The following is a 23051-nucleotide window of genomic DNA, read 5'->3' as shown; positions in this document are numbered from 1 at the left end:
TAATTAAACCTCGAACCTTACCGCTTTTGTACTGTCATTAATATTAAATTCACTTGCTCCTAAAGTCAATAAATCAGCTATTTCGTAATATGCTCCCGAGTAACCTCCTTTAGAAAAAGAAATGATTCCGTATCGGTTTTCATCTGCTGGAACAAACACACCGAAATTTTTAAATCCGTTACGTCCCAAAGAGAAAACTGTTTTGTATAACAAGGCGTCGAGTGTCGATTTATTCAAATCTGCTCCGGAAAGCTTGTTGATTCGTCGGTATGACTTTTCGGTGTAAATCGGGATAAACATTTCTTCCGTCCAAAAGCTTTCTGCACCTCTCAGTGTGTCTGATTTTACTAAAACCCACCCGCCACTATTTTTATAATCCTCCGAAAAATCTGATCCTTCATGAGAAGGATCGATGGGAGCACGATCGATAAAATCCACGTCGGCAGGATAAGCTGTACATTTCCAGTTCGACTTTGGATTCAGGTGTTTCATCCACCAATGACTTGTAAAATGAATCGTCATTGTAGCATGGGCGTGGCTTGTTTCACCCCGCCAATAAGATTCTTTCCCATCGTTCATGATTTCAGTGACTTCAGGGGCTCGTACTTCATCGAGTTCGCATTTTGAAATATAACCTTTGGTATTATCTTTAAGCCAATTCTTATCGAAAAGGCAATATGCATCGAAGCTTTTTGCAATCGGTGAATCACCCAACGCCGCATCATGAATTAACCGAAGCGCAAATGCCAGATTATTACTGAAATACATAGCATCCGGATGAATTGTATCTAAGTCCAGAACAACGATCTTGTTCTCAGCATCAATTGATTTTACTTTTGCGTTGTATAAAGATGCCATTCAATTATAGTTTAAAGAAGAAAAAAGCTACTGCTGCCCATTCTTTTTTAACTCCACTGGCATACCCCACAGTTCCATGACTGCTATTTTCCACCGTTCCATTATCTTTAATGTAACCAATCGTTGAATGGCTGCTGTTTTCTACCGTTCCGTCTTTTTTAACATACCCAACCGTGGAACCGCTTTTGTTTTCTATGGTTCCGTCGCTTTTGATGCGGCCAATCGTACTGTGGCTTTTGTTTTCAATAGAGCCATCACTTTTAATGTAGCCCACTGTGGAATGGCTGCTGTTTTCAATTGTTCCGTCCGATTTGATGTAACCGGCTGTACTGCGGCTTCCTGATTCAATAGTTTGTGCGTTGGCAAATGAAATGCCGGCTAAAGCGACAGCAAAAGTTAATAGTTTTTTCATAAGAATTTATATTTATTTTAAACGTTAAAATCGTTTGAAGTGACGAAATAAGCATTGATTTTTATCGGATTTCCTATCGGGTTTAAAGCCTGTAAATCGTCATTATCTTCGTTATCCATAAGTTCTGATAAAAATTTCTCTTCCGAATCGGCAGTTCCGAAAACAATCCATGGTTTTCCAGCATCTGTCTCCATGTAATACACCGGAACTTGTGCCTGACCAAATTCTGAATAAAAAATATCGCCGATCGGAAAACCCTGCAGTTCTCCGATACGTTCAAAACTCCCGTAATTTTCTCGTTTTCCGATATATTCTAAAAGCTCTGAACGTTGTTTCGATTCGATTTCCCAACTGTTATCTTCGTCACTTTGGGATGCATTATTAAAATCCGGGAGAACGGTTCTCAACACAAAATATCGTTCATTATCCGTAGGTTTATAAATGCTGAAAATAAATTGTTCACTTGCCATAAAAGTTAATTTTCAAAATTATGTACATTGAAAAAACTGTCGAACAGTCCGTGTCTTAGGCGAATAATAAAGGAAATAACTTCCGAAAAAGTCTCCGGAGTACAAACTCGTTACAAATTCCATCGTTTCACCATTTTCGTCTTTAAATTCGGGCAAATCATAATCAGTAACATACTCATCATCATGAAACGGTGCTTTATGCGTCATCATATTCGCAGCATCATAATCCGACTGAATTTCTTCTTCGGTTTTCTCACGCATCAATGTTGCCTGAGCCCAATCGGGTTCGGTACCGACGATTAATTCCAGATCGCAACTTTCCAAGCTTTTATCAGAGGCTTCATCAACGTTGAAAAAATAGCGTGGTTCTTCATCCATCATTTCAAAATCTTCTTCCATCTCTATTTTGCATCTTTTGATAAAATCCGGAGTAAAATCATCCGGCGTCTTATCGTCGAAACGTAAGAGTTCATATTTATTATCATCGGTAAGCCTGAAATCAATCGATTCGTTGAAAATAGGGGTAACCACCAGATGAAACACTAAATCTTCATATTTCTTGCTGATGATTGCACCCGGAAAACTATATTTCGGCAGAATGATTTTTTTGTCAAAATAAGACCTGTCGGCCAGAACTTTTGCCGGATCAGAAAGTACTTCTGCAACATTCTTGTAGGCATTGGGTTCATCGGTTTCCGTAAGACAAATTTCTCTCTTTTTCCTTTTGGAAAATTGTGAGAACTGGCGCACAAGCTTTGTTTCTTTTGAATAAAAAAGATAATGTGAACCCGGAAAATGTGGTGCGTTTAAACGACAGATAAACTCTAATGTGTTTCCGTTCTCATCTTTGAAAACGGGCAAATCGTAATTCGTTGTATAGTTGAAATCTTCATCGAAATTTTCGTATTCTAATTTACCTTCTGCTTCCAGTTGATCTAATATTTTGTTTTCCTCTTCTGTAGTCTTACGCAAATAGGTGTTTAAATGCCATTTGACATTACCTGTCAGCAGTCTTATATCTTCTCCATCGTCACTCGCGTCACTTCCGTGGTCTTCGCTGTATGTTGATGGTTGGTCTATTTCCTCGAAATGTGTCTGCATGGCTTCAATACATTCAGTTATAAATTCTGGTGTGAATTCGGAAACGGGTTTGCCATTAAAGCCAAGGAATCCATATTTGTTTCCATCTATCAAACGGAAATCGGCATATTCAAAAATCGTTGGAAATGCCATAAAATGAAAGGTTAATCCTTCCAATTCGGGTTTTGCAAGAATTCCGGGAACTGAAAATTCAGGAATCAGAATCTTCTGTTCAGTATATTTTTGGTCTTTTTCGGTTAAAACTTCTGTAGGATAACTTGTCAATATTCCTGCGGACGAGTTTTGTAAAGGGGCAGAAGAGCCTGTTTTTTTATAGTTGGTTACTAGTCTGGGATTCATGGTATTTTTAAGTCTATTCAAAGATATCAACTGTCTTTTCATATTTATCAGTTGATATTCGTCTGAGCTTTTACATTTTTACTGCAATATAGGCAGTTTTCTTGAAGATCAAAAATCTAATCTATATATGATTTTTATTTGTAACATCATTAAGAATTTTTTGGATTAAATTTCAGATTATATTCTAAATCCATATCGGTTCTAAAATCATTTTCACTGTTTGCAACACTTTCTACGACTAATCATTATGAACCTTTTCTCTTTTCTAAGATAATAAAATTAGATTTTCCTGTAAATAGAATTACCCATCAAAAAAAGGAAGAAAATAAGATAAATGTAAAACAGCAAATATCTGTTAAACTTCTATTTTTTCTGATTTAACAATTTTTTAGTCACCATTATTTGTACTGATTTTAAAGTTTACTTACCTTTGTCGCGCAATGCATCGAGGTTTTTTCCAATATTTATACAGTTTACTATTTGCATTACTTACTGTTTTAGGTTTGTATTATGGGCAAATGCAACAGTATATGTCGACTGATGATTCTTCCGATATAGATTTTACAGCAAATATTTTTATCAGAGACCACCAAAAAGACGGTAAGACTTTAAGATCTTTGGAAAGACAGGCTGAAATTGATTGTTACAACCACAGCCGTCCTCATTTCAGTAAAATCAGAGCGCTTTCTGAAAGCGACTCTGAAAATGATGACAATGTAGAAACTTCTGCCTCTCCCGAGTTTGCAATGATGTTGAGGGACGAATTCTGGAAGTTAGTTTCCGGTTTCGTTACAATATTTCACGATAAACAAAATGCTGTTTCATTCGCTCATTCCGAGCATTTAATTCTATCTTATGATGATCTGTACATTCAGTACAGGGTCATCCGACTGTGATTTTACAATACTTTTTACCGAAAAGCCTTAAAGTTTTCAATATCTGATTTGAAAGCTTAACATTCTATTTTTCAATTTAAAAATATTATAAAATTATCATCATGGTCAAGAAAAGTCTCATGTATATCAATCTGTGCCTTATTCTGTGCGTAAGCTGCCAATCAGAAAAAAAGGAAAAAACAGAAGAGGCATCATTTAACGTGACAAGTCCGCTTATAAAAGATACAATTATCGATAAGGATTATGTTGCACAAATCCGCTCTATCAATCATATTGAACTTCGTGCTCAGGAAAAAGGATATATTCAGGGGATGTATGTGGATGAAGGGCAGATTGTTCAGAAAGGTCAGCTTTTGTTTAAAATCATGCCTAATTTATACGAATCTGATGTAAATCGTGCCAAAGCAGAAGCCAAATACGCCGAAATCGAATATCAAAATACTAAAAATCTTGCAGCTAAAGATATTGTTGCGCCTCAGGAAATGGCAATGGCAAAAGCAAGGTATGAAAAGGCAAAGGCTGAACTCTCTTCAACCAATACCCATTTAGGTTTCACAGAAATCCGTGCTCCGTTTGCAGGAATTGTTGGAAGACTGCATGTAAGGAAAGGAAGTTTGGTGGATGATGGCGAATTAATTACTGAACTATCCGACAACAGTAAAATGTGGGTATATTTCAATGTTCCGGAAGCTGAATATCTAAATCAAATGGATGAAAGAAAGGATAACGATCCGCTTCACGTTCGTTTGAGAATGGCCAACGGAAAAGAATTTACTCAGGATGGTGTAGTAGAAACCATTGAGTCTGATTTCGACAACGAAACCGGAAATATTGCCTACAGAGCAACGTTCCCGAATCCAAAAGGACTGTTAAGATATGGTGAAACAGGAAATGTTGTCATTACATCACCTTTTGCGAATGCTATGCTGATTCCTCAGAAAGCAACTTTTGAAGAATTAGAAAAGAAATATGTCTATGTTATCACAAAAGACAACAAAGTAAAGGCAAGAGAAATAAAAATTGCTGCCGAATTACCGCATCTGTATGTTGTAGCTTCAGGTCTCGGAAAGGATGAAAGAATCCTGCTGGACGGTCTTAGAATGGTTCAGGAAAACCAAAAAATCAGATCCAAATTCCAAAAACCTGAAAAAGTAATGTCGAATCTGGATCTGTATGCCGAGTAATTAAAAAGCAAAATTATGTTTAAAAAAGTAATACACCGACCGGTATTTGCCATCGTATTATCGGTTGTGATCTTATTTATCGGAGGCTTGGCGATCAAGCAGCTGCCTACCGAACAGTTTCCTAAAATTGCTCCGACTACTGTTGCTGTTACGATTGCTTATCCCGGAGCGAGTGCCGATGTTTTGGTAAAATCTTCATTGATTACGATTGAAAATGCCATCAACGGAGTTCAGGGTATGCGTTATATCACAACCGATGCAACGAGTGCCGGAGAAGCCACAGTAAACGTTATTTTCGACCCCGGAACCGATCCCAATGAAGCGGTAGTTTTGGTTAAAACCAGAGTGGATCAGGTGATGCCATTGCTTCCGGAACTGGTTCAGAAAGAAGGAGTTGTGGTAAACCCTATCCAGCCGAGTATGTTGATGTACGTCAACCTTTACAGCACCAATAAAAGCATGGATGAAAAGTTTCTTTATAACTATGCGACGGTAAATATTATTCCTGAAATCAACCGTATTCACGGGATTGCAAAATCTCAGATCTTGGGAAGTAGAAGATATGCGATGCGTATCTGGCTTAATCCTGACAGAATGCGTGCCTATTCGATTTCCGTGGATGAAGTGATGAAAGCCATTGGCGAGCAAAGTATCATCGGGCGTCCCGGAAGAATCGGGCAGAGTTCAGGGATTGCAGCGCAGTCTTTAGAATATGTTCTTACCTATAAAGGTCAATATAATAAACCTGAAGAATATGAAAATATAATTGTCCGTTCCAATTCAGAAGGAGAAAACATTAAGCTGAAAGATGTTGCAAAAGTCGAATTAGGAAGTGAGTTTTTTGATATTTATTCAAATCTTGACGGCCATCCTTCCGCTTCGATTGTATTAAAACAAAACTATGGAAGTAATGCCAATGATGTTATTAAAGATGTGAAAGCAAAACTGGAGGAAATGAAAGGAAATTTCCCTCCCGGAGTGGATTATAAGATCAGTTACGACGTTTCACAATTTTTGGATGCATCGATTGAGCAGGTAATGCACACCTTAAGAGATGCCTTCATTTTGGTAGCGATTGTGGTATTTATTTTCCTTGGCGATTGGCGTTCAACATTAATCCCAATTATTGCCGTTCCTGTTTCATTGATCGGAACTTTCTTTGTGATCCAAATGTTTGGAATGTCGATCAACTTGGTAACCCTTTTCGCCTTGGTTTTAGCCATTGGAATTGTGGTGGATAACGCGATTGTTGTTATCGAAGCCGTTCACGCAAAGATGGAAGAAAGCGACATTACACCTTACAAAGCCGTAAAAGAAGTTATGGGAGAAATTGCAGGTGCGATTATCGCAATTACGGCGGTAATGGTTGCTGTGTTTATCCCGATCTCATTCATGACAGGTCCTGTCGGGACATTCTATCGTCAGTTTTCGATTACAATGGCGAGTTCTATTGTAATTTCTGCGGTTGTGGCTTTAACATTAACTCCCGTTTTGGCAGCAATGTTATTGAAAAATCACCATGGAAAAACTAAAAAGTCTAATATTTTCACGAAAGCCTTAGATTCTTTCAACAGAGGATTTGATAAGGTGACAGGAAGATATGTTTCATTTTTAAGAAAAATTGTTACAAGAAAAGTGGTCACATGGGGAATTTTAGTCGCTTTCTGTGTCGGAATTTTTATCGTGAATAAAGCGCTTCCGGGAGGTTTCATTCCGAATGAAGATCAAGGGACAATTTATGCGATTGTGCAAACGCCTCCGGGATCGACATTAGAGCAAACGAATAAAGTTTCAAGAGCATTACAGAAAATCTGTCAGGGTGTGGATGGAGTAGAATCGGTTTCCTCTTTGGCGGGTTACGAAATTATGACGGAAGGTCGTGGTTCTAATGCCGGAACGTGTCTGATTAACCTTAAAAGCTGGAATGACCGTGAGCATAATGTAAAAGAAATCATGGAAGAGCTTGAAGAAAAATCTAAAGATCTTGGAGCTACGATAGAGTTCTTTGAACCGCCTGCAGTTCCCGGTTTCGGATCTTCGGGAGGTTTCTCGATGAGATTATTGGATATGAACAGAACGACCAATTATCAGGATTTTGATAAAATCAATAAAGATTTCATTGCTCAGCTTAAAAAGCGCAAAGAATTAACCGGAGTATTCACTTTCTTCGCAGCCAATTATCCTCAGTACGAATTGGTTTTTGATAATAATGCAGCGATGCAGAAGGGAGTTTCCATAGGAACAGCCATGGAAAATCTGAATATTTTAATTGGTAGTACTTACGAGCAGGGATTTATCCGTTTCGGACAGTTCTTTAAAGTATATGTTCAGTCTTCTCCGGAATTCAGAAGACTCCCGACAGATATTTTAGGATTATATGTGAAAAATGATCATGGTGAAATGGTTCCTTATTCAGCGTTTATGACGATGAAAAAAACGCAGGGACCAAACGAAATTACACGTTATAATATGTACAATTCGGCGGCAATTCGTGGACTTCCGGCTGAAGGTTATACAACGGCTGATGCGATTCAGGTAATAAATGAAGTGGCAGCAAAAACCTTACCTCACGGTTACAAAGTAGCTTGGGAAGGATTGTCTTATGATGAAGCACAACGTGGGAATGAAGCAATCTATGTATTCCTTGTTGTTTTGGTATTTGTTTATCTTGTATTGGCGGCGCAGTACGAAAGTTTCATTATTCCGTTTGCGGTATTGTTTTCATTACCGGTCGGAGTTTTCGGATCTTTCTTATTGTTAAAAGCAATGGGGCTTGAAAATGATATCTATGCACAGGTTGGTTTAATTATGATCATTGGGTTATTAGGAAAAAATGCCGTGTTAATCGTAGAAGTTGCTGTGAAAAGGAGACAGGCAGGAGATTCTATTCTGGAAGCGGCAATTGAAGGTTCAAGAGCCCGTTTCAGACCTATTTTAATGACTTCATTTGCATTTATTGCAGGTTTGGTACCGCTTGTTTTTGCGGGTGGAGCAGGGGCTATCGGAAACCATACCATCGGAGCTTCCGCATTGGGAGGAATGTTGATCGGAACCTTGTTTGGGGTTATTGTAATTCCTGGGCTCTACTACATTTTTGCCAAACTATCGGACGGCAGAAAAATGATCAAAGATGAAGACGAATCACCTTTAAGCGAAGACATGATCCATTATGAATAAGAGTAAAATATATCAATATGCAGGCACCGCTTTCTTTTTGTTAAGTCTCGCTGCCTGCAAATCAGTAGACATACAACAGGGTGCTGAAAACAGGACGGTTCCTGAGAAATATGCATCAGCCGAAAATGATACGATTAATACAGGAAAACAGAAATGGAATGAATATTTCAGTGATCCGAATCTTCAGCATCTGATTAATCAGGCGTTGCAGAATAATCAGGAATTAAATATCGTTCTTCAGGAAATCGAAATTTCTAAAAATGAAATTAAAGCTAAAAAAGGTGAGTACTTACCATCTGTTGGCTTTAAAGCAGGAGCTGGAGTTGATAAAGTAAGTCGTTACACAAATATTGGAGCGATGGAAGCCAATACAGAAATGGAGCCTGGAAAAGAAATGCCGGATCCGCTTTTTGATTTCGGAGTAGGTGTTCAGGCGAAATGGGAAACGGATATTTGGGGCAAACTTCACAATGCGAAAAAAGCTCAGGTTCAGAGATATTTGGCGAGTGTGGAAGGTAAAAACTTCATGATCACCAATCTGATTTCAGAAATTGCTGATTCTTATTACGAATTATTAGCGCTGGATAATGAATTGGTTATTTTAAATCAAAACATTAAAATTCAGGAAAATGCGCTGGATATTATTAAGGAATTAAAAAAGAATGCAAGATCCAATGAACTGGCAGTGAAAAGATTTCAGGCACAGGTTCTGAAAACGCAAGGAATGCAGTATGATATTCAGCAGAAAATCGTGGAAACGGAAAACAGGATCAATTATTTGGTCGGAAGATTTCCTCAGCCTGTGGAAAGAAGCCAGAATTTTGATTCGGTTGTTCCGCAGACTGTTTACTCAGGAATTCCTTCAGAATTGTTGGAAAACCGTCCGGATATTAAGCAGGCTGAATATGAGCTGGCTGCCTCAAAATTAGATATCAAATCAGCAAAAGCAAGATTTTATCCATCACTTGATATTGGTGCCGGTGTTGGATTACAGGCTTTTAATCCGACCTATTTGATTAAGCCCGAATCCTTTTTATTTTCTTTAGCAGGTGAGCTGACGGCTCCGTTGATTAATAGAAGCGCCATTAAAGCTGCATATTATAATGCCAATGCAAAACAGGTTCAGGCGGTTTATCATTATGAGCAGACGGTCTTAAGTGCTTATATTGAAGTAACCAACCAGCTTTCTAAAATTAAAAACTTAGAAAACAGTCTGGACATTAAAACGAAGGAAGTGGATGCTCTGACAAAGTCCATCGATATTTCCAATGACTTGTTTAAATATGCCCGTGCAGATTATATGGAAGTTTTGCTGACTCAGCGCGATGCTTTAGAATCGAGATTTGAGCTTGTGGAAAAGAAGGTCAATCAAATGAAAGCAAGTGTTGCAGTGTACAGAGCACTTGGGGGCGGTTGGGATCAAAATCCTGTAGCTTCGCCGGAACCTGTTAAAAAATAAATTCATAACTCAATTTTTCTCAAGGAAGTCTATCGAAAGGTAGGCTTCTTTTTTGATTGTTAGAAGCCATTTAAACTTTGAAAAAGATATCCTTGAAAATTATTTTACAAGATTTTTAATCTTCTTTTTATGATCTAAAGCAAATTTTAGGCATCGTAATTTTTTGGAGTTTAATAGATTGAAAATTAGAATTTTATAACTTGTTTTAATTTTGATGAATATCGTATTAAAATAAATCTTTTATGAGTTTTTGATATTTATAATTTGATTTTTGTATTGAAAATTCAATAAAGTTTATACATTTGTACCGTTCAAAACAAAAAGATGAGTTATTCAGTAATTATTATTGTCATTATTAGCATTATCGGATTCCGGTGGTGGGGGATGGCTTGTGATAATTTTTGAAATTGAAATACTACAGACCACTCTCATCACGAGAGTGGTTTTTTTATTTAAAACAGACAAATAACAAACATAAAAAATCAGCACAAAATGTATTACAATGACGACAGTGTTCTCTTCTTTGATGGGGAATATGTGAAAGCAAAAGAAGCCAAGACCGACTTGTACGGCCAATCTTTACACTACGGATATGCCGTTTTCGAAGGAATTAAATCTTATAAAACAGTCAACGGAACCAAAATTTTCAAAGCAGAGGAACATTACGACAGATTGAGAAAATCTGCCGAAACGATGATGATGCCTTTTGATTATTCTACTGAAGAAATGGTAGAAGCAACTTACAAATTATTGGAAATTAATAATTTGAGTAATGCATATATCCGTCCGATTGTCATTTGCTCTCCAAATATGGCATTATCAAAGGGTCAAAAAAGTTATCTCGTCATCGAGGTTTGGAATTGGGATAACGGTTATCTCGCCAACAAAATGAGAATTATGACTTCTTCTTTTGAACGTCCTAACCCAAAAGCTTTCAAAGTTGAAGCAAAAGTGAGTGGTCATTATGTGAACTCGATTTTAGCTTGTCAGGAAGCTAAGGATAAAGGTTTTGATGAAGCGTTGGTCCTTGATGCTGACGGAAATGTAGCTGAAAGTTCAGGAGCCAATATTTTCTTCGAGAAAGACGGAAAACTTTTCACACCGGCAAAAGGAAGTATTCTTCCGGGAATCACAAGAGCAACAGTTTTTGAAATCTGTGATAATCTGGGAATCTCTTACGAAGAGAAATTCTTCAAACCGGAAGAAATGCAGGGTACAGATGCGGGCTTTTTCTGTGGAACAGCAGCCGAAATTGTAGCATTAGATTCTTTGGATAACATTCCTTTCAAACTGAACTGGGAAGACAGTTTATCATCGAAAATTCAAACGGCTTATCGCCATTTGGTGTTAGAAGAAGATTATTCATATCTGAGATCCGAAAATTTAATCTTAGAAAAATAAATACGAAGTCCCGAAAGGACGACTTACTAAATGATAGGATGAAATCTTATCAAAAAAATACGACAGAAATAACCTGTCAAAAAAATAAAATATGTCAGAAAATTTAAACAAATATTCCAAAACACTCACCAAAGACCCAACCCAGCCTGCAACTCAGGCGATGTTTTATGGGATTGGTTTTCAAAAAGAGGATTTCGACAAAGCACAGATTGGAATTGCAAGTATGGGCTACGACGGAAACACTTGCAATATGCACTTGAATGGTCTTGCGGAGATTGTAAAAAAAGGTGTTAAAGAACAAAATCTTGTTGGATTAATGTTCCACACCATCGGAATCAGCGACGGAATGACCAACGGAACCGACGGAATGCGTTATTCCCTTGTAAGTCGCGACATCATTGCAGATTCCATCGAAGCGGTTTGCGCAGGACAATATTACGATGGATTGATTACTGTTCCGGGATGCGACAAAAATATGCCGGGTTCTCTGATGGCGATGGCTCGTCTCGACCGTCCTTCCATAATGGTTTATGGCGGAAGTATTGCGCCGGGACATTACAAAGGCGAAGACTTGAACATTGTTTCAGCTTTCGAAGCATTAGGAAACAAAATTGCTGGCAAAATTTCTGAGGAAGATTTCCAGGGTGTGATTCAGAATTCCTGTCCAAGTGCAGGAGCTTGTGGCGGAATGTACACAGCCAATACAATGGCTTCCGCAATCGAAGCTTTGGGAATGAGTTTACCCTATTCTTCGTCTTACCCGGCTCTCAGTCGTGAAAAAAAAGAAGAATGTCAGTTTGCCGGGCACTACATTAAAATTCTTTTAGAAAAAGACATTAAACCATCGGACATTATGACGCCAAAAGCTTTCGAAAATGCGTTGAGGTTAATTATGATTCTGGGTGGAAGTACCAATGCTGTTCTTCATTTCATAGCCATTGCAAAATCCATCGGCTACGATTTGACTTTGGATGATTTCCAGAGAATCAGCGACGAAACACCATTTTTAGCCGATCTTAAACCGAGTGGAAAATATCTGATGGAAGACCTTCACAAAGTAGGCGGAGTTCCTGCAGTGATGAAATATCTGTTGGATTTAGGCTTGCTTCACGGTGATTGTTTGACGGTTACGGGAAAAACCATTGCTGAAAATCTGGAACACGTCACTTCAATTATCGACAGACAGCAAAACATCATTCACGATATCAAAAATCCAATCAAAGAAACCGGACACATCAGAATTATGTACGGAAATCTTGCCGAGAAAGGTTCTGTTGCAAAAATCACAGGAAAAGAAGGCGCTTATTTCAAAGGAACGGCGATTGTTTTTGACGGAGAAAAAGAATTCATCAAAGGTATTGAAGATAAAAAAATTCAGGAAGGAAATGTAGTTGTAATCAAAAATGAAGGCCCAAAAGGCGCACCCGGAATGCCGGAAATGCTGAAACCGACTTCCGCTTTGATGGGTTCAGGCTTAGGTAAAAATGTCGCATTGATTACCGACGGAAGATTTTCGGGAGGAACGCACGGTTTCGTTGTTGGTCATATCACGCCGGAAGCTTTTGCCGGAGGATTGATTGGCTTAATTAAAGATGGAGATGTGATTGAACTGGATGCTGAAAAAAATACCATCAACGCATTGTTGTCGGATGGAGAAATTGCCAAAAGAAAGGCTGAGTTCCAACAACCTGAATACAAAGTGAAGAGCGGGGTATTATACAAATACGCCAAATCTGTAGCAGATGCCTCACAAGGCTGTGTCACCGATTTATAAGATAATGATGAATAAGATATTATTTGGGGCAGCTATTTCCGTCTTCCACTCCCGCTTTTTTGCGAACAAAATGAAGCAATAAGTTGAACTATTTGGTCATCGCAAAAAGAGCTCCGTTCAAGCCGGGCTGCAATCATATTGCGTTTCAAAATAATGTTTTAAAAAAATCTGGAGGTGAAATTTGAAAACAGGAAAAAAACTCAAAACGAATCCGAAGGATTCAATATCAGTAGCCGTAGGTGAAACCTATGGAACGGATATAAACCCCAACAAATCAGACCCCGAAGGGTTCAATCTTAAACGGAAAAATATTAAAAATGAACAATACCATTTCACAAATAGAAAATATAGAATTAGAACAGCCAAAATCGGTAGAAATATCCGGTTCCAAAGCTGTTTTGGAAGCGCTATTACAAGAAAACGTTGATACGATTTTTGGTTATCCCGGTGGCGCAATTATGCCGATTTATGATGCTTTGTACGACTATTCCGAAAAACTGAAACATATTTTGGTTCGTCACGAGCAAGGTGCCATTCACGCTGCACAGGGATTTGCAAGAACTTCCGGAAAAACGGGGGTTGTATTTGCAACCAGTGGTCCGGGAGCAACCAATCTGGTGACAGGTTTAGCGGATGCAATGATAGACAGCAATCCGATTGTCTGTATTACAGGTCAGGTCTTTGCCTCACTTTTGGGAACGGATGCTTTCCAGGAAACTGATGTCATCAATATCACAACGCCGGTTACAAAATGGAATTATCAGGTAACCGATGCAACCGAAATCCCGGAAGCAATTGCCAAAGCTTTTCATATCGCAAGTACTGGTCGACCAGGTCCGGTTTTGATTGATATTACCAAAAATGCCCAGTTGCAATTATTCGAATATTCGGGGTATAAAAAATGCAATCATATCAGAAGTTACCGCCCGGAGCCGGAAATCAGAAATGAGTATATCGAACAGGCCGCAGAATTGATTAATCAGGCAAAAAAGCCATTTGTTCTGTTTGGGCAAGGGGTGATTTTGGGAAAAGCCGAAGAAGAATTCAAAACATTTATTGAAAAAATCAATCTTCCTGCGGCAGCAACTGTAATGGGATTGAGTGCACTTCCAACCAATCACAAGCTACACGTCGGAATGTTAGGAATGCACGGAAATTATGCGCCCAATGTAATGACCAACGAATGTGATGTTCTGATTGCGGTCGGAATGCGTTTCGATGACAGGGTTACAGGTCGTTTGGATAAGTATGCAAAACAGGCAAAAATCATTCATCTTGATATTGACCCGGCCGAAATTGATAAAAATGTGAAGACCACCGTTCCGGTTTGGGGGAATTGTAAAAAGACACTTCCGATGCTGACAGCGCTTCTAAAAAACAATGACCATTCAGAATGGTTGGAAAAATTCCGTGAGTTGGAAAAGGAAGAAATCAAAGAAGTAATTACAGAAGAACTGAATCCCACAACCGATGTAATGACAATGGGAGAAGTGATTAAAGTTCTGAATGAGCTGACAAATGGCGATGCTATTATAACGACTGATGTTGGTCAACATCAGATGGTGGCGTGTCGATATGCTCAATTCAATAATTCTAAATCCAGCGTAACCTCAGGCGGATTGGGAACAATGGGATTTGGTTTGCCGGCCGCAATCGGAGCTTGGTATGGCGCACCGGAAAAAACAGTGGTTGCAATCATTGGAGATGGAGGATTCCAGATGACATTGCAGGAATTAGGTACCATTATGCAGTTCGGAGCGAAGGTCAAAATCCTGATTCTAAACAATGAATTCCTCGGAATGGTAAGACAATGGCAACAGCTGTTCCACGACAGGCGCTACTCTTTTGTAAATATCACGAGCCCGGATTTCGTAGCCGTTGCAAAAGGTTATTACATCGACGGACAAAAAATATCAGAAAGAAAAGACCTCAAAACAGCTTTGGAAACAATGCTCAATCACGATGGCGCCTATCTTTTGGAAGTAATGGTTGGAAAAGAAAATAATGTTTTTCCAATGGTAGCCCAAGGAACCTCGGTTTCAGAAATTCGTTTAAAATAAATTTTCAACAAAGTCCTGAGAGGACGAATTAATAAAGGATACGATAAAAATCCTATAAAAACCCGAAGGGTTTAATATGAATAGCCGTAGGTGCAACCTATGGAATATAAGATCAACATCCCACGAAACCCGAAGGGTTCAATATCATTCCAATAACGGAACTTTGAAAAACAAAACAATGGAAAAACAAGAATTTACCATCACATTATACACCGAGAATTCTGTTGGATTAATTGGCAGAATTTCAGGAATTTTTTCACGAAGAAAAATCAATATCGAGAGTTTGAATACATCTCCTTCCGAGGTGGAAGGCATTCACAGATTCACAATTCTCATTAATGAAACCGAAGAAGTCGTAAGAAAACTCTGCCGTCAGCTGGAAAAACAAATCGACATTCTGAAAGCTTATTTCAATACAGATGATGAGATTGTCTGGCAGGAACAGGCACTTTACAAAGTCCCCGCAAATGTGGTGACAGAAAAGGTCTATGTAGAACGATTGCTTCGTCAGTATGGCGCATCTACAGTTGTGATTCGTCAGGATTACATCGTTTTTGAAACGGCAGGACATCGGGAAGAAATCGACCGGTTAACTGAAGAGCTCAACAAATACGGACTCATCGAATTCGTGCGTGGAGCAAGAATCGCTATCATCAAAAACAGCGCAGGAATCCACGAAAAAGTCCTCGAGTTTGAAAAAAGAGAACCATCTCCCGAACTTATTGAAAACGAATATCTCGATAAAAGAGACGATGTTTTCACAATGTAAATAAATATTCAAAACAGAATTTAAAAATCAAAAAAATATTAATCCTAAAAAGTAGTTACGGTAATCTTTTTACTTCATACTTTTTACTTTTTACTTAAAAATATGGCAAATTATTTCAATACCTTATCACTCAGAGACCAGTTGCATCAGTTAGGACAGGCGGAATTTATGGACAGTTCAGAGTTTTCTGATGGCGTTTCTGCATTGAAAGGAAAGAAAATCGTAGTGGTTGGCTGCGGCGCTCAGGGACTGAATCAAGGTCTGAATCTCAGAGACAGCGGACTGGACGTTTCTTACGCATTGCGTCAGGAAGCTATCGACCAAAAGAGAGATTCGTGGAAAAACGCAACCGAAAATAATTTCAAAGTCGGAACTTACGAAGAACTGATTCCCACTGCGGATTTGGTCATCAATTTAACGCCTGACAAGCAACACACTTCGGTAATCAATGCGGTTCAGCCTTTGATGAAACAGGGTGCGACTTTGTCCTATTCACACGGGTTCAATATCGTGGAAGAAGGGATGCAGATTCGTAAAGATTTGACGGTAATTATGGTCGCTCCAAAATGTCCGGGTTCCGAAGTTCGTGCCGAATATCTGCGAGGTTTCGGTGTTCCGACGCTGATTGCCGTTCATCCTGAAAATGACCCTCAGGGAAAAGGCTGGGCAGAAGCAAAAGCATATTGTGTAGGAACAGGCGGTCACAAAGCCGGTGTTTTGAAATCCTCTTTCGTGGCAGAAGTGAAGTCCGATTTGATGGGAGAACAGACGATTTTGTGCGGACTTTTACAGACAGGTTCTATTCTTTCGTTTGACAAAATGGTCGAAAAAGGAATTGATGCAGGTTACGCTTCCAAATTGGTTCAATACGGTGTTGAGGTCATTACAGAAGCCTTGAAACACGGTGGTGTAAGCGGAATGCTGGACAGACTTTCTAACCCTGCGAAACTAAAAGCCTTTGAATTGTCAGAAGAACTGAAAGATATTATGCGTCCGCTTTTCCAAAAGCACCAGGACGATATCATCTCCGGCGAATTCTCCAAAACAATGATGGAAGACTGGGCAAACGGCGATGCCAACCTTTTGAAATGGCGTGCAGAAACAGGAGAAACAGCTTTTGAAAAAACACCGGCAGGCGATGTGAAAATCGAGGAGCAGGAATATTTTGACAATTATCTTTTGATGTCGGCCTTCATCAGAGCGGGTGTTGAATTAGCGTTTGAAACGATGGTTGAAGCCGGAATCAAGCCGGAATCCGCTTATTACGAATCGCTTCACGAAACCCCTTTGATTGCCAATACCATCGCACGAAAAAAACTGTTCGAGATGAATCGTGTGATTTCCGACACTGCAGAATACGGCTGTTACCTGTTCGACCAGGCTTGCAAACCTTTGCTGGCAGATTTTATGAAGTCGGTGGATACAGATTTGGTTGGAAAAGACTTCAACGAAGGCAAAAAAACTTCGGTTGACAACGCTCAATTGGTTTATGTGAACGATGTTTTGAGAAATCATCCGGTAGAAATTGTCGGCAGAAAACTGCGTCAGGCAATGACGGCGATGAAGTCTATCAAAACAATATAGTTCACTTTGTCAAAGTTTAAAATCTTTGACAAAGTTTTTTTAGGAGCTTAATCCCGCTTTCCGCTATATCTTTTGCTCTTCGTTCCTCATCACAAAAGGATGCCGCTGCAATCGGGGCTATGGGATTTGTCATAAAAATAAAAATCCAGCATTAACATCATATTTGTCATTCCGTAGGAATCTCAGCAATGAATTTAAAGTAAATCGTTTAGATTCCTACGGAATGACAAATTATATGCAAAACCTTTTATAAGCGAAGCGGCTTTGTGAGCTTAAAGCAGTTAGTTAATAAAAAACCTTTGCGCCCTTTGCGTTTAAAAATAAAATAATGTCAACCCCAATCATCCACATTTCAAACCTGAATTTCCAGTATGACAAACCCATACTGAACCATTTCGACTGGGAAATATCTTCCGGAGAATGCTGGATGTTAGGCGGATTAAGCGGAAGCGGAAAAACAACTTTAGCCAAAATCATTTCTGGAGAAATCAAGAATTTTGAAGGAAAAGTTGAGGTCAATTTTAATGAAAATTCAGAATTGCCAAAGAAAGTTCTGTACGTTTCCAATTGGTTTCAGTTCACTAATCTGGAAGGCGACCGCAATTTTTATTATCAACAGCGATATAATCAATTTGCTAAAAATGATACCCTAACCGTTTTTGCAGAGCTGAATCATTTTGGAAAAGAGGACAATCTGGATTTTGAAATTTTGGAATCCTATTTAGAACCGTTTGGATTTGAGAATTTCAAAAATCAGCAATTGATAGAATTGTCAAGCGGCGAACACAAGAAATTACAATTACTGAAAGGACTTTGGCTAAAACCTCAGGTTATGATTGTCGACCAGCCTTACACAGGATTGGATACCAAATCGAGACAGTTTTTGAATCAGGCTTTTGATAATTTAATTCAGGAAAATCTCACATTGATTTTGATAAATAACGATGACGAATATCCTGAAAGTGTTCAGTATTTTGTAGAAATAGAAAACGGAAAATTAGTTCATAAGAATTCTCCAAAAGACTTTTCCAAAGGAGAAGAAAGAATGCCAAAATCGCTTCCTTTTTTCCTTCAAGACAATCAGGAAAACGAACAGGAAAGTCTCATCAAACTGGAAAATATCAATATTTCTTACGGCGAAAAACAAGTACTGAGAAATATCGATTGGGAAGTCAATTCCGGTGAGCAATGGCTGTTGCAGGGTCACAATGGCTCGGGAAAATCAACATTGCTCAGTTTGTTGAATGGTGACCATCCGCAGGCTTATGCCAATGAGATTTATCTTTTCGGGCAAAAGCGGGGAAGCGGTGAAAGTATCTGGGACATCAAAGAAAAAATCGGAATGATTTCGCCTGAGTTGCATTGGTATTTCGATATGAATGCGAATGTCGGACAAACCATTGCTTCCGGTTTTTTTGATTCTATGAGCTTGTATAAGAAACTCAATTTTGACCAGCAACAACAGTTGGAACAGATTCTCTATTTCTTCGATTTGAAAGATGATAAAAATAAGAAGTTAAATACTTTACCGCTTGGGAAACAACGTTTGGCTTTACTTGCAAGAACATTGATTAAAAAACCAAAGCTTTTGATTCTGGATGAGCCTTGTCAGGGAATGGACAACGAACAGACACAATATTTTAATCAGGTCATTGATGATTTGGCAGGCCAGGGACAATCGTTGATTTACGTTGGGCATTTTGAATCTCAATTACCAAAAAAACTCAGTCACAAACTCGTTCTGGAAAACGGAAAAGTGAAAATTAATAGTCGAGTAGAATTAATAAAGTATTGAAGGATAATTTACTCTCGCAGATTTAGCAAATTTAGCTGATTCACAATTTTAAATCTGCCCAATCAGCAAAATCTGCGAGAATTATAAAAATTATTAAAACAATTAAGTTTAAAAACAAAATCAAAGAATCTGTAATTATAAATGAAGATGAATGAAACGATGATATTTCCGACATTGGAAGCGGTAAAGGAAGCCCGAAAAAGTATAGAAAATGTTGTGAATTACACACCATTGCAATACAATGCCCGCTTGTCAGATAAATTTGGAGCCAATATTTTTCTCAAAAGAGAAGACCTGCAACCTGTGAGGTCGTATAAATTGCGCGGGGCTTACAATAAAATCAACAGTCTTTACAATGAAGGCAAAACTTCGGACGGAATAGTCTGTGCAAGCGCCGGAAATCACGCCCAGGGAGTGGCTTTTTCCTGTAAACAGCTTCAGATTAAAGGAACGATTTTTATGCCCGTGACAACTCCGAAACAAAAGCTGGAACAAGTCGAAATGTTCGGCGGAAACTTTGCCGAAATCAAATTGGTCGGCGATACTTTCGATGCTTCAAAAAATGCAGCCTTGGAATTTGCGCAAACTTCGGGAGCAGCTTTTATTCATCCTTTTGATGATGTTCAGATTATTGAAGGACAGGCGACTTTGGCACTGGAAATTTTAGAACAACAAAAAGAAAATATAGATTTTGTTTTCATTCCGATTGGCGGTGGTGGTTTGGCTTCGGGAATTTCTACTGTTTTTAAAGAATTGTCGAAAGAAACGCTATTGATTGGAGTTGAACCAAAAGGAGCACCTTCTATGAAAACCTCCATCGATAATAATCTCAATACAGAATTGCAGGAAGTTGATGGTTTTGTAGATGGAGCAGCGGTAAAAAGAGTAGGAGATTTGACGTTTGAAATTTGTAGAAACTCGCTTGCAGATTGCATTCCTGTGGATGAAGGGAAGATTTGTGATACGATTCTTCAACTCTATAACAAAGATGCAATTGTTTTGGAACCGGCCGGAGCGTTGTCTATTTCAGCTTTAGAAGAATATCGCAATCAGATTAAAGGTAAAAATGTGGTCTGCATCGTCAGCGGAAGCAACAATGATATTACCAGAATGGAGGAAATCAAAGAACGCGCTTTGCTTTACAATGGTTTGAAACATTATTTTATGGTAAAATTTCCGCAGCGTCCCGGTTCTCTGAAAGATTTTGTGCTGAATGTCCTTGGTTCAAATGACGACATTACCCATTTTGAATATACCAAGAAAAATTCAAGAGAAACTGCGCTGGCAATCGTCGGCATCGAACTTTACAATGTTTCAGACTTTATTGGTTTGAAACAAAGAATGAAAGATCTTGGTTATTTCGAATCTTATTTGAATGATAATCCTGATGTGTTGAGTATGCTTGTTTAAAAAACTGTTATAGATAAAGAGCCAGAATTAAAAAAAATAATATCTTATACTTTTCGATTGGTGGATTATATAATGGCTGTTGCAGATGAGTGAGATAATGCATTTTCCGGTGTTTGAATAATTTCCATACGATTTATCTTAAGTTTTTTTGTTTTAACTGATGTAAAGCTATCCTCACGTTTCAATTCAAAATTCGGAACAATACATCCAATGGGCAAAAAAAATGTCTTTGAATCGGTGATATCGGTCGTTTGCTGTTTATTTTAAAATAAAAACAAAATTTAACTTCATCCGATAAAGAAAAAGTATGCTTTTTGCTGGGTATGATCTAATGAAAAAAATCTACATTGTATTACCATTTCTTTCTATAGCATTCGTTTCCGCACAAACAAAGGATTCTGCGGCATTAATTTCAGAAGTGATGATTGATGCTTACAAAAAACCGACAACGTTTATTTCCTCCACAAAATCCGTTTCTGTGGTGTCGGAAAATGTATTGAATCAGAATACTCCTGAAAGATTGCTGGAATCTATCAACCAGACAGCAGGTGCAAGAATGGAAGAACGCTCGCCGGGAAGTTACAGGATTTCCCTTCGTGGAAGTACGTTGAGATCGCCTTTTGGTGTTCGGAATGTAAAAATTTATCTTGATGATTTTATTTTATCTGATGCGTCCGGAAATACCTATTTCAACGTTATTTCTCCTGAACTTATTGGCAAAATTGAAATTTATAAAGGTTCTGAAAGTGGCGACTATGGTGCTGTGACAGGCGGAACCGTTCTTTTGAAAACAAAAGATTCAGATCATTTGTCAGCTAACTTGTCTATAGGAAGCTACGGAACTTTTAACCAGAGTTTTGATTTTTCGAAGCAGATTGGGAAGCATTTTCTTGAAGTTTTTCAAAATTATTATCAGACAGATTCTTATCGGGAACAATCTAAGGTTCAGCGGAAACAGGTTTTTCTGAAAGATAATTTTCAGTATTCGGAGAAAGGATTGCTGAAAGCGATGCTGATGTATTCTGATCTGGATTATCAAACTCCGGGCGGATTGACTTTGGAGCAGATGCAGTTCAACAGGAAACAGGCTAGACTGGGAACGACAACACTTCCGGGAGCAAAACAACAGGATGCAGGAATTCGCAATAAAATGGTTTTGAGTGGACTTTCTAATGTGTATGATTTCGATCAGAATTTTTCACATTTTATTATGATTCAGGGGTCGTATGTAGATTTTGAAAACCCATTCATTACTAATTTTGAGAACCGTTTTGAGAAAAATTTTGCAATAAGAACCCATTTTAATTATGAAAAAGCATGGAATGGACTTTCTTTGGGATATCGCTTGGGTTTTGAAGGCGGAATTAATGATATTACAGTAAAAAATTACGATAACAACAGAGGGATTGAAGGTAATCCTCAAAACTTTGACCATATTAAAAATACTTCGGGTTTCTATTTTCTTTCGCAAAAATTAAATATCAATGAAAAACTGTTTACGGATATTTCAATAAGTTTAAATTCGAATTCTTACGATTGGGAGAGACAGTTTCCGGGAACAGAAATCGGAAAAGTTCAGTTTAAAAACCAATGGCTGCCAAATTTTGGATTGACTTATCTTTTAGGAAAAGGACTTTCTCTACGGGCAAAAATTGGCAAAGGAAATTCTGCTCCGACGAATGAAGAAATCCGTTCTTCGAATCAGGAATTTAATACTGATCTTAAACCTGAATTTGGCTGGAATAAAGAGATTGGAATCAGGAAGCAGTTCGCAAATTCTATTTTTATTGAAGGAAGTTATTTTGATTTCAGAATGAAGGATGCGATTGTGAGACGACAGAATGAAGCCGGACAGGAGTATTTTGTCAATTCCGGACAGACTGTTCAGAAAGGTTTGGAAATATTGTTGGAATCTAAAAATTTTAATTTTAAAAATGATTTTTTCAGCAATTTTAAATTCAGGTTTTCAGGAAGTTTTTATGATTTTAAGTTTAAAAATTATCAGCAGAATGATAATAACTTTTCCGGAAATAATGTCACGGGAGTTCCTAAAACAACCATTAACAGTCTTTTGAATTTCACTTTCTTTAAAAAGCTGTCCGTGGATTATTCCCACTTTTATACTTCAAAAATCCCACTGAATGATGCAAATTCTGTATGGTCAGAGTCTAGTTTGGTCGGAAATATCAGATTTGCATTTCCCGTTAATCTGGAAGAAACAGAGCTGAATTTCTATCTTCAGATCCAGAATCTTTACAATACGGATTATGTTTTGGGTTTCGATATCAATGCTTTTGGGAACCGCTATTACAATCCCGCAGCAGGCAGAACCTTTATTTTAGGAGTGAAAATGAATTTCTAA

The 23051-nt window shown here is 38.2% G+C and carries 16 protein-coding genes; 12 read left to right on the top strand and 4 right to left on the bottom strand.

Annotation, left to right across the window (positions count from 1 at the left end; all coding sequences use genetic code 11):
- Positions 1-3 precede the first annotated feature (3 nt).
- Genes BUA89_RS10100 through BUA89_RS10085 form a run of 4 tightly spaced genes read right to left on the bottom strand, consistent with a single transcriptional unit; the run spans position 4 to position 3180 of the window.
- Entirely contained in the window at positions 4-858 is an 855-nt protein-coding gene (locus tag BUA89_RS10100; protein WP_072956661.1) for a hypothetical protein, read from the bottom strand.
- A 4-nt stretch (positions 859-862) separates the two neighbouring features.
- Positions 863-1270, bottom strand: coding sequence for a 5-fold beta-flower protein (locus BUA89_RS10095; protein WP_072956658.1), 408 nt, complete (start codon positions 1268-1270; stop codon positions 863-865).
- A 17-nt stretch (positions 1271-1287) separates the two neighbouring features.
- On the bottom strand, positions 1288-1740 hold the full coding sequence (locus tag BUA89_RS10090; protein WP_072956655.1) for a hypothetical protein: 453 nt from the start codon (positions 1738-1740) through the stop codon (positions 1288-1290).
- An 18-nt stretch (positions 1741-1758) separates the two neighbouring features.
- A complete protein-coding gene (locus BUA89_RS10085) occupies positions 1759-3180 on the bottom strand; it encodes a hypothetical protein (RefSeq protein WP_072956652.1) in 1422 nt (473 codons plus the stop codon).
- Between the two features lie 530 nt (positions 3181-3710).
- Between BUA89_RS10085 and BUA89_RS10080 the strand changes: the two genes are divergently transcribed.
- From BUA89_RS10080 to BUA89_RS10025, 12 genes are all read left to right on the top strand, one after another.
- Positions 3711-4076, top strand: coding sequence for a hypothetical protein (locus BUA89_RS10080; RefSeq protein WP_143152311.1), 366 nt, complete (start codon positions 3711-3713; stop codon positions 4074-4076).
- A gap of 101 nt (positions 4077-4177) precedes the next feature.
- Entirely contained in the window at positions 4178-5260 is a 1083-nt protein-coding gene (locus tag BUA89_RS10075) for an efflux RND transporter periplasmic adaptor subunit (RefSeq protein WP_072956644.1), read from the top strand.
- A 15-nt stretch (positions 5261-5275) separates the two neighbouring features.
- Positions 5276-8437, top strand: a complete 3162-nt coding sequence (locus BUA89_RS10070) for an efflux RND transporter permease subunit (protein ID WP_072956640.1) — start codon at positions 5276-5278, stop codon at positions 8435-8437.
- Positions 8430-9896 (top strand): TolC family protein, encoded by a 1467-nt coding sequence (locus tag BUA89_RS10065; RefSeq protein ID WP_072956637.1) that lies wholly within the window; start codon positions 8430-8432, stop codon positions 9894-9896. Before BUA89_RS10070 ends, BUA89_RS10065 begins: the two co-directional genes overlap by 8 nt.
- Positions 9897-10388: 492 nt before the next feature.
- Positions 10389-11297: a branched-chain-amino-acid transaminase gene (gene ilvE / locus BUA89_RS10060; protein WP_072956633.1), complete on the top strand. Its 909-nt coding sequence runs from the start codon at positions 10389-10391 to the stop codon at positions 11295-11297.
- 91 nt (positions 11298-11388) lie between these two features.
- A complete protein-coding gene (gene ilvD / locus BUA89_RS10055; RefSeq protein WP_072956629.1) occupies positions 11389-13071 on the top strand; it encodes a dihydroxy-acid dehydratase in 1683 nt (560 codons plus the stop codon).
- Between the two features lie 317 nt (positions 13072-13388).
- Positions 13389-15131 (top strand): biosynthetic-type acetolactate synthase large subunit, encoded by a 1743-nt coding sequence (gene ilvB / locus BUA89_RS10050; RefSeq protein ID WP_072956626.1) that lies wholly within the window; start codon positions 13389-13391, stop codon positions 15129-15131.
- A gap of 178 nt (positions 15132-15309) precedes the next feature.
- Positions 15310-15900, top strand: coding sequence for an acetolactate synthase small subunit (ilvN, locus tag BUA89_RS10045; protein ID WP_027384999.1), 591 nt, complete (start codon positions 15310-15312; stop codon positions 15898-15900).
- Between the two features lie 102 nt (positions 15901-16002).
- A complete protein-coding gene (gene ilvC / locus BUA89_RS10040) occupies positions 16003-17484 on the top strand; it encodes a ketol-acid reductoisomerase (RefSeq protein WP_072956623.1) in 1482 nt (493 codons plus the stop codon).
- Between the two features lie 328 nt (positions 17485-17812).
- Entirely contained in the window at positions 17813-19279 is a 1467-nt protein-coding gene (locus BUA89_RS10035; RefSeq protein WP_178362449.1) for an ATP-binding cassette domain-containing protein, read from the top strand.
- 141 nt (positions 19280-19420) lie between these two features.
- Positions 19421-20689 carry a threonine ammonia-lyase IlvA gene (gene ilvA, locus BUA89_RS10030; RefSeq protein ID WP_072956617.1) on the top strand — a complete coding sequence of 423 codons (1269 nt, stop codon included), beginning with the start codon at positions 19421-19423 and terminating at the stop codon, positions 20687-20689.
- A 331-nt stretch (positions 20690-21020) separates the two neighbouring features.
- On the top strand, positions 21021-23051 hold the full coding sequence (locus BUA89_RS10025) for a TonB-dependent receptor (protein WP_072956613.1): 2031 nt from the start codon (positions 21021-21023) through the stop codon (positions 23049-23051).

Source organism: Chryseobacterium arachidis, assembly GCF_900129245.1.
GTDB lineage: Bacteria > Bacteroidota > Bacteroidia > Flavobacteriales > Weeksellaceae > Chryseobacterium > Chryseobacterium arachidis.
The sequence above is the reverse complement of the archived record's forward strand: the minus strand, read 5'-3'. Positions and strand labels throughout refer to the sequence as shown.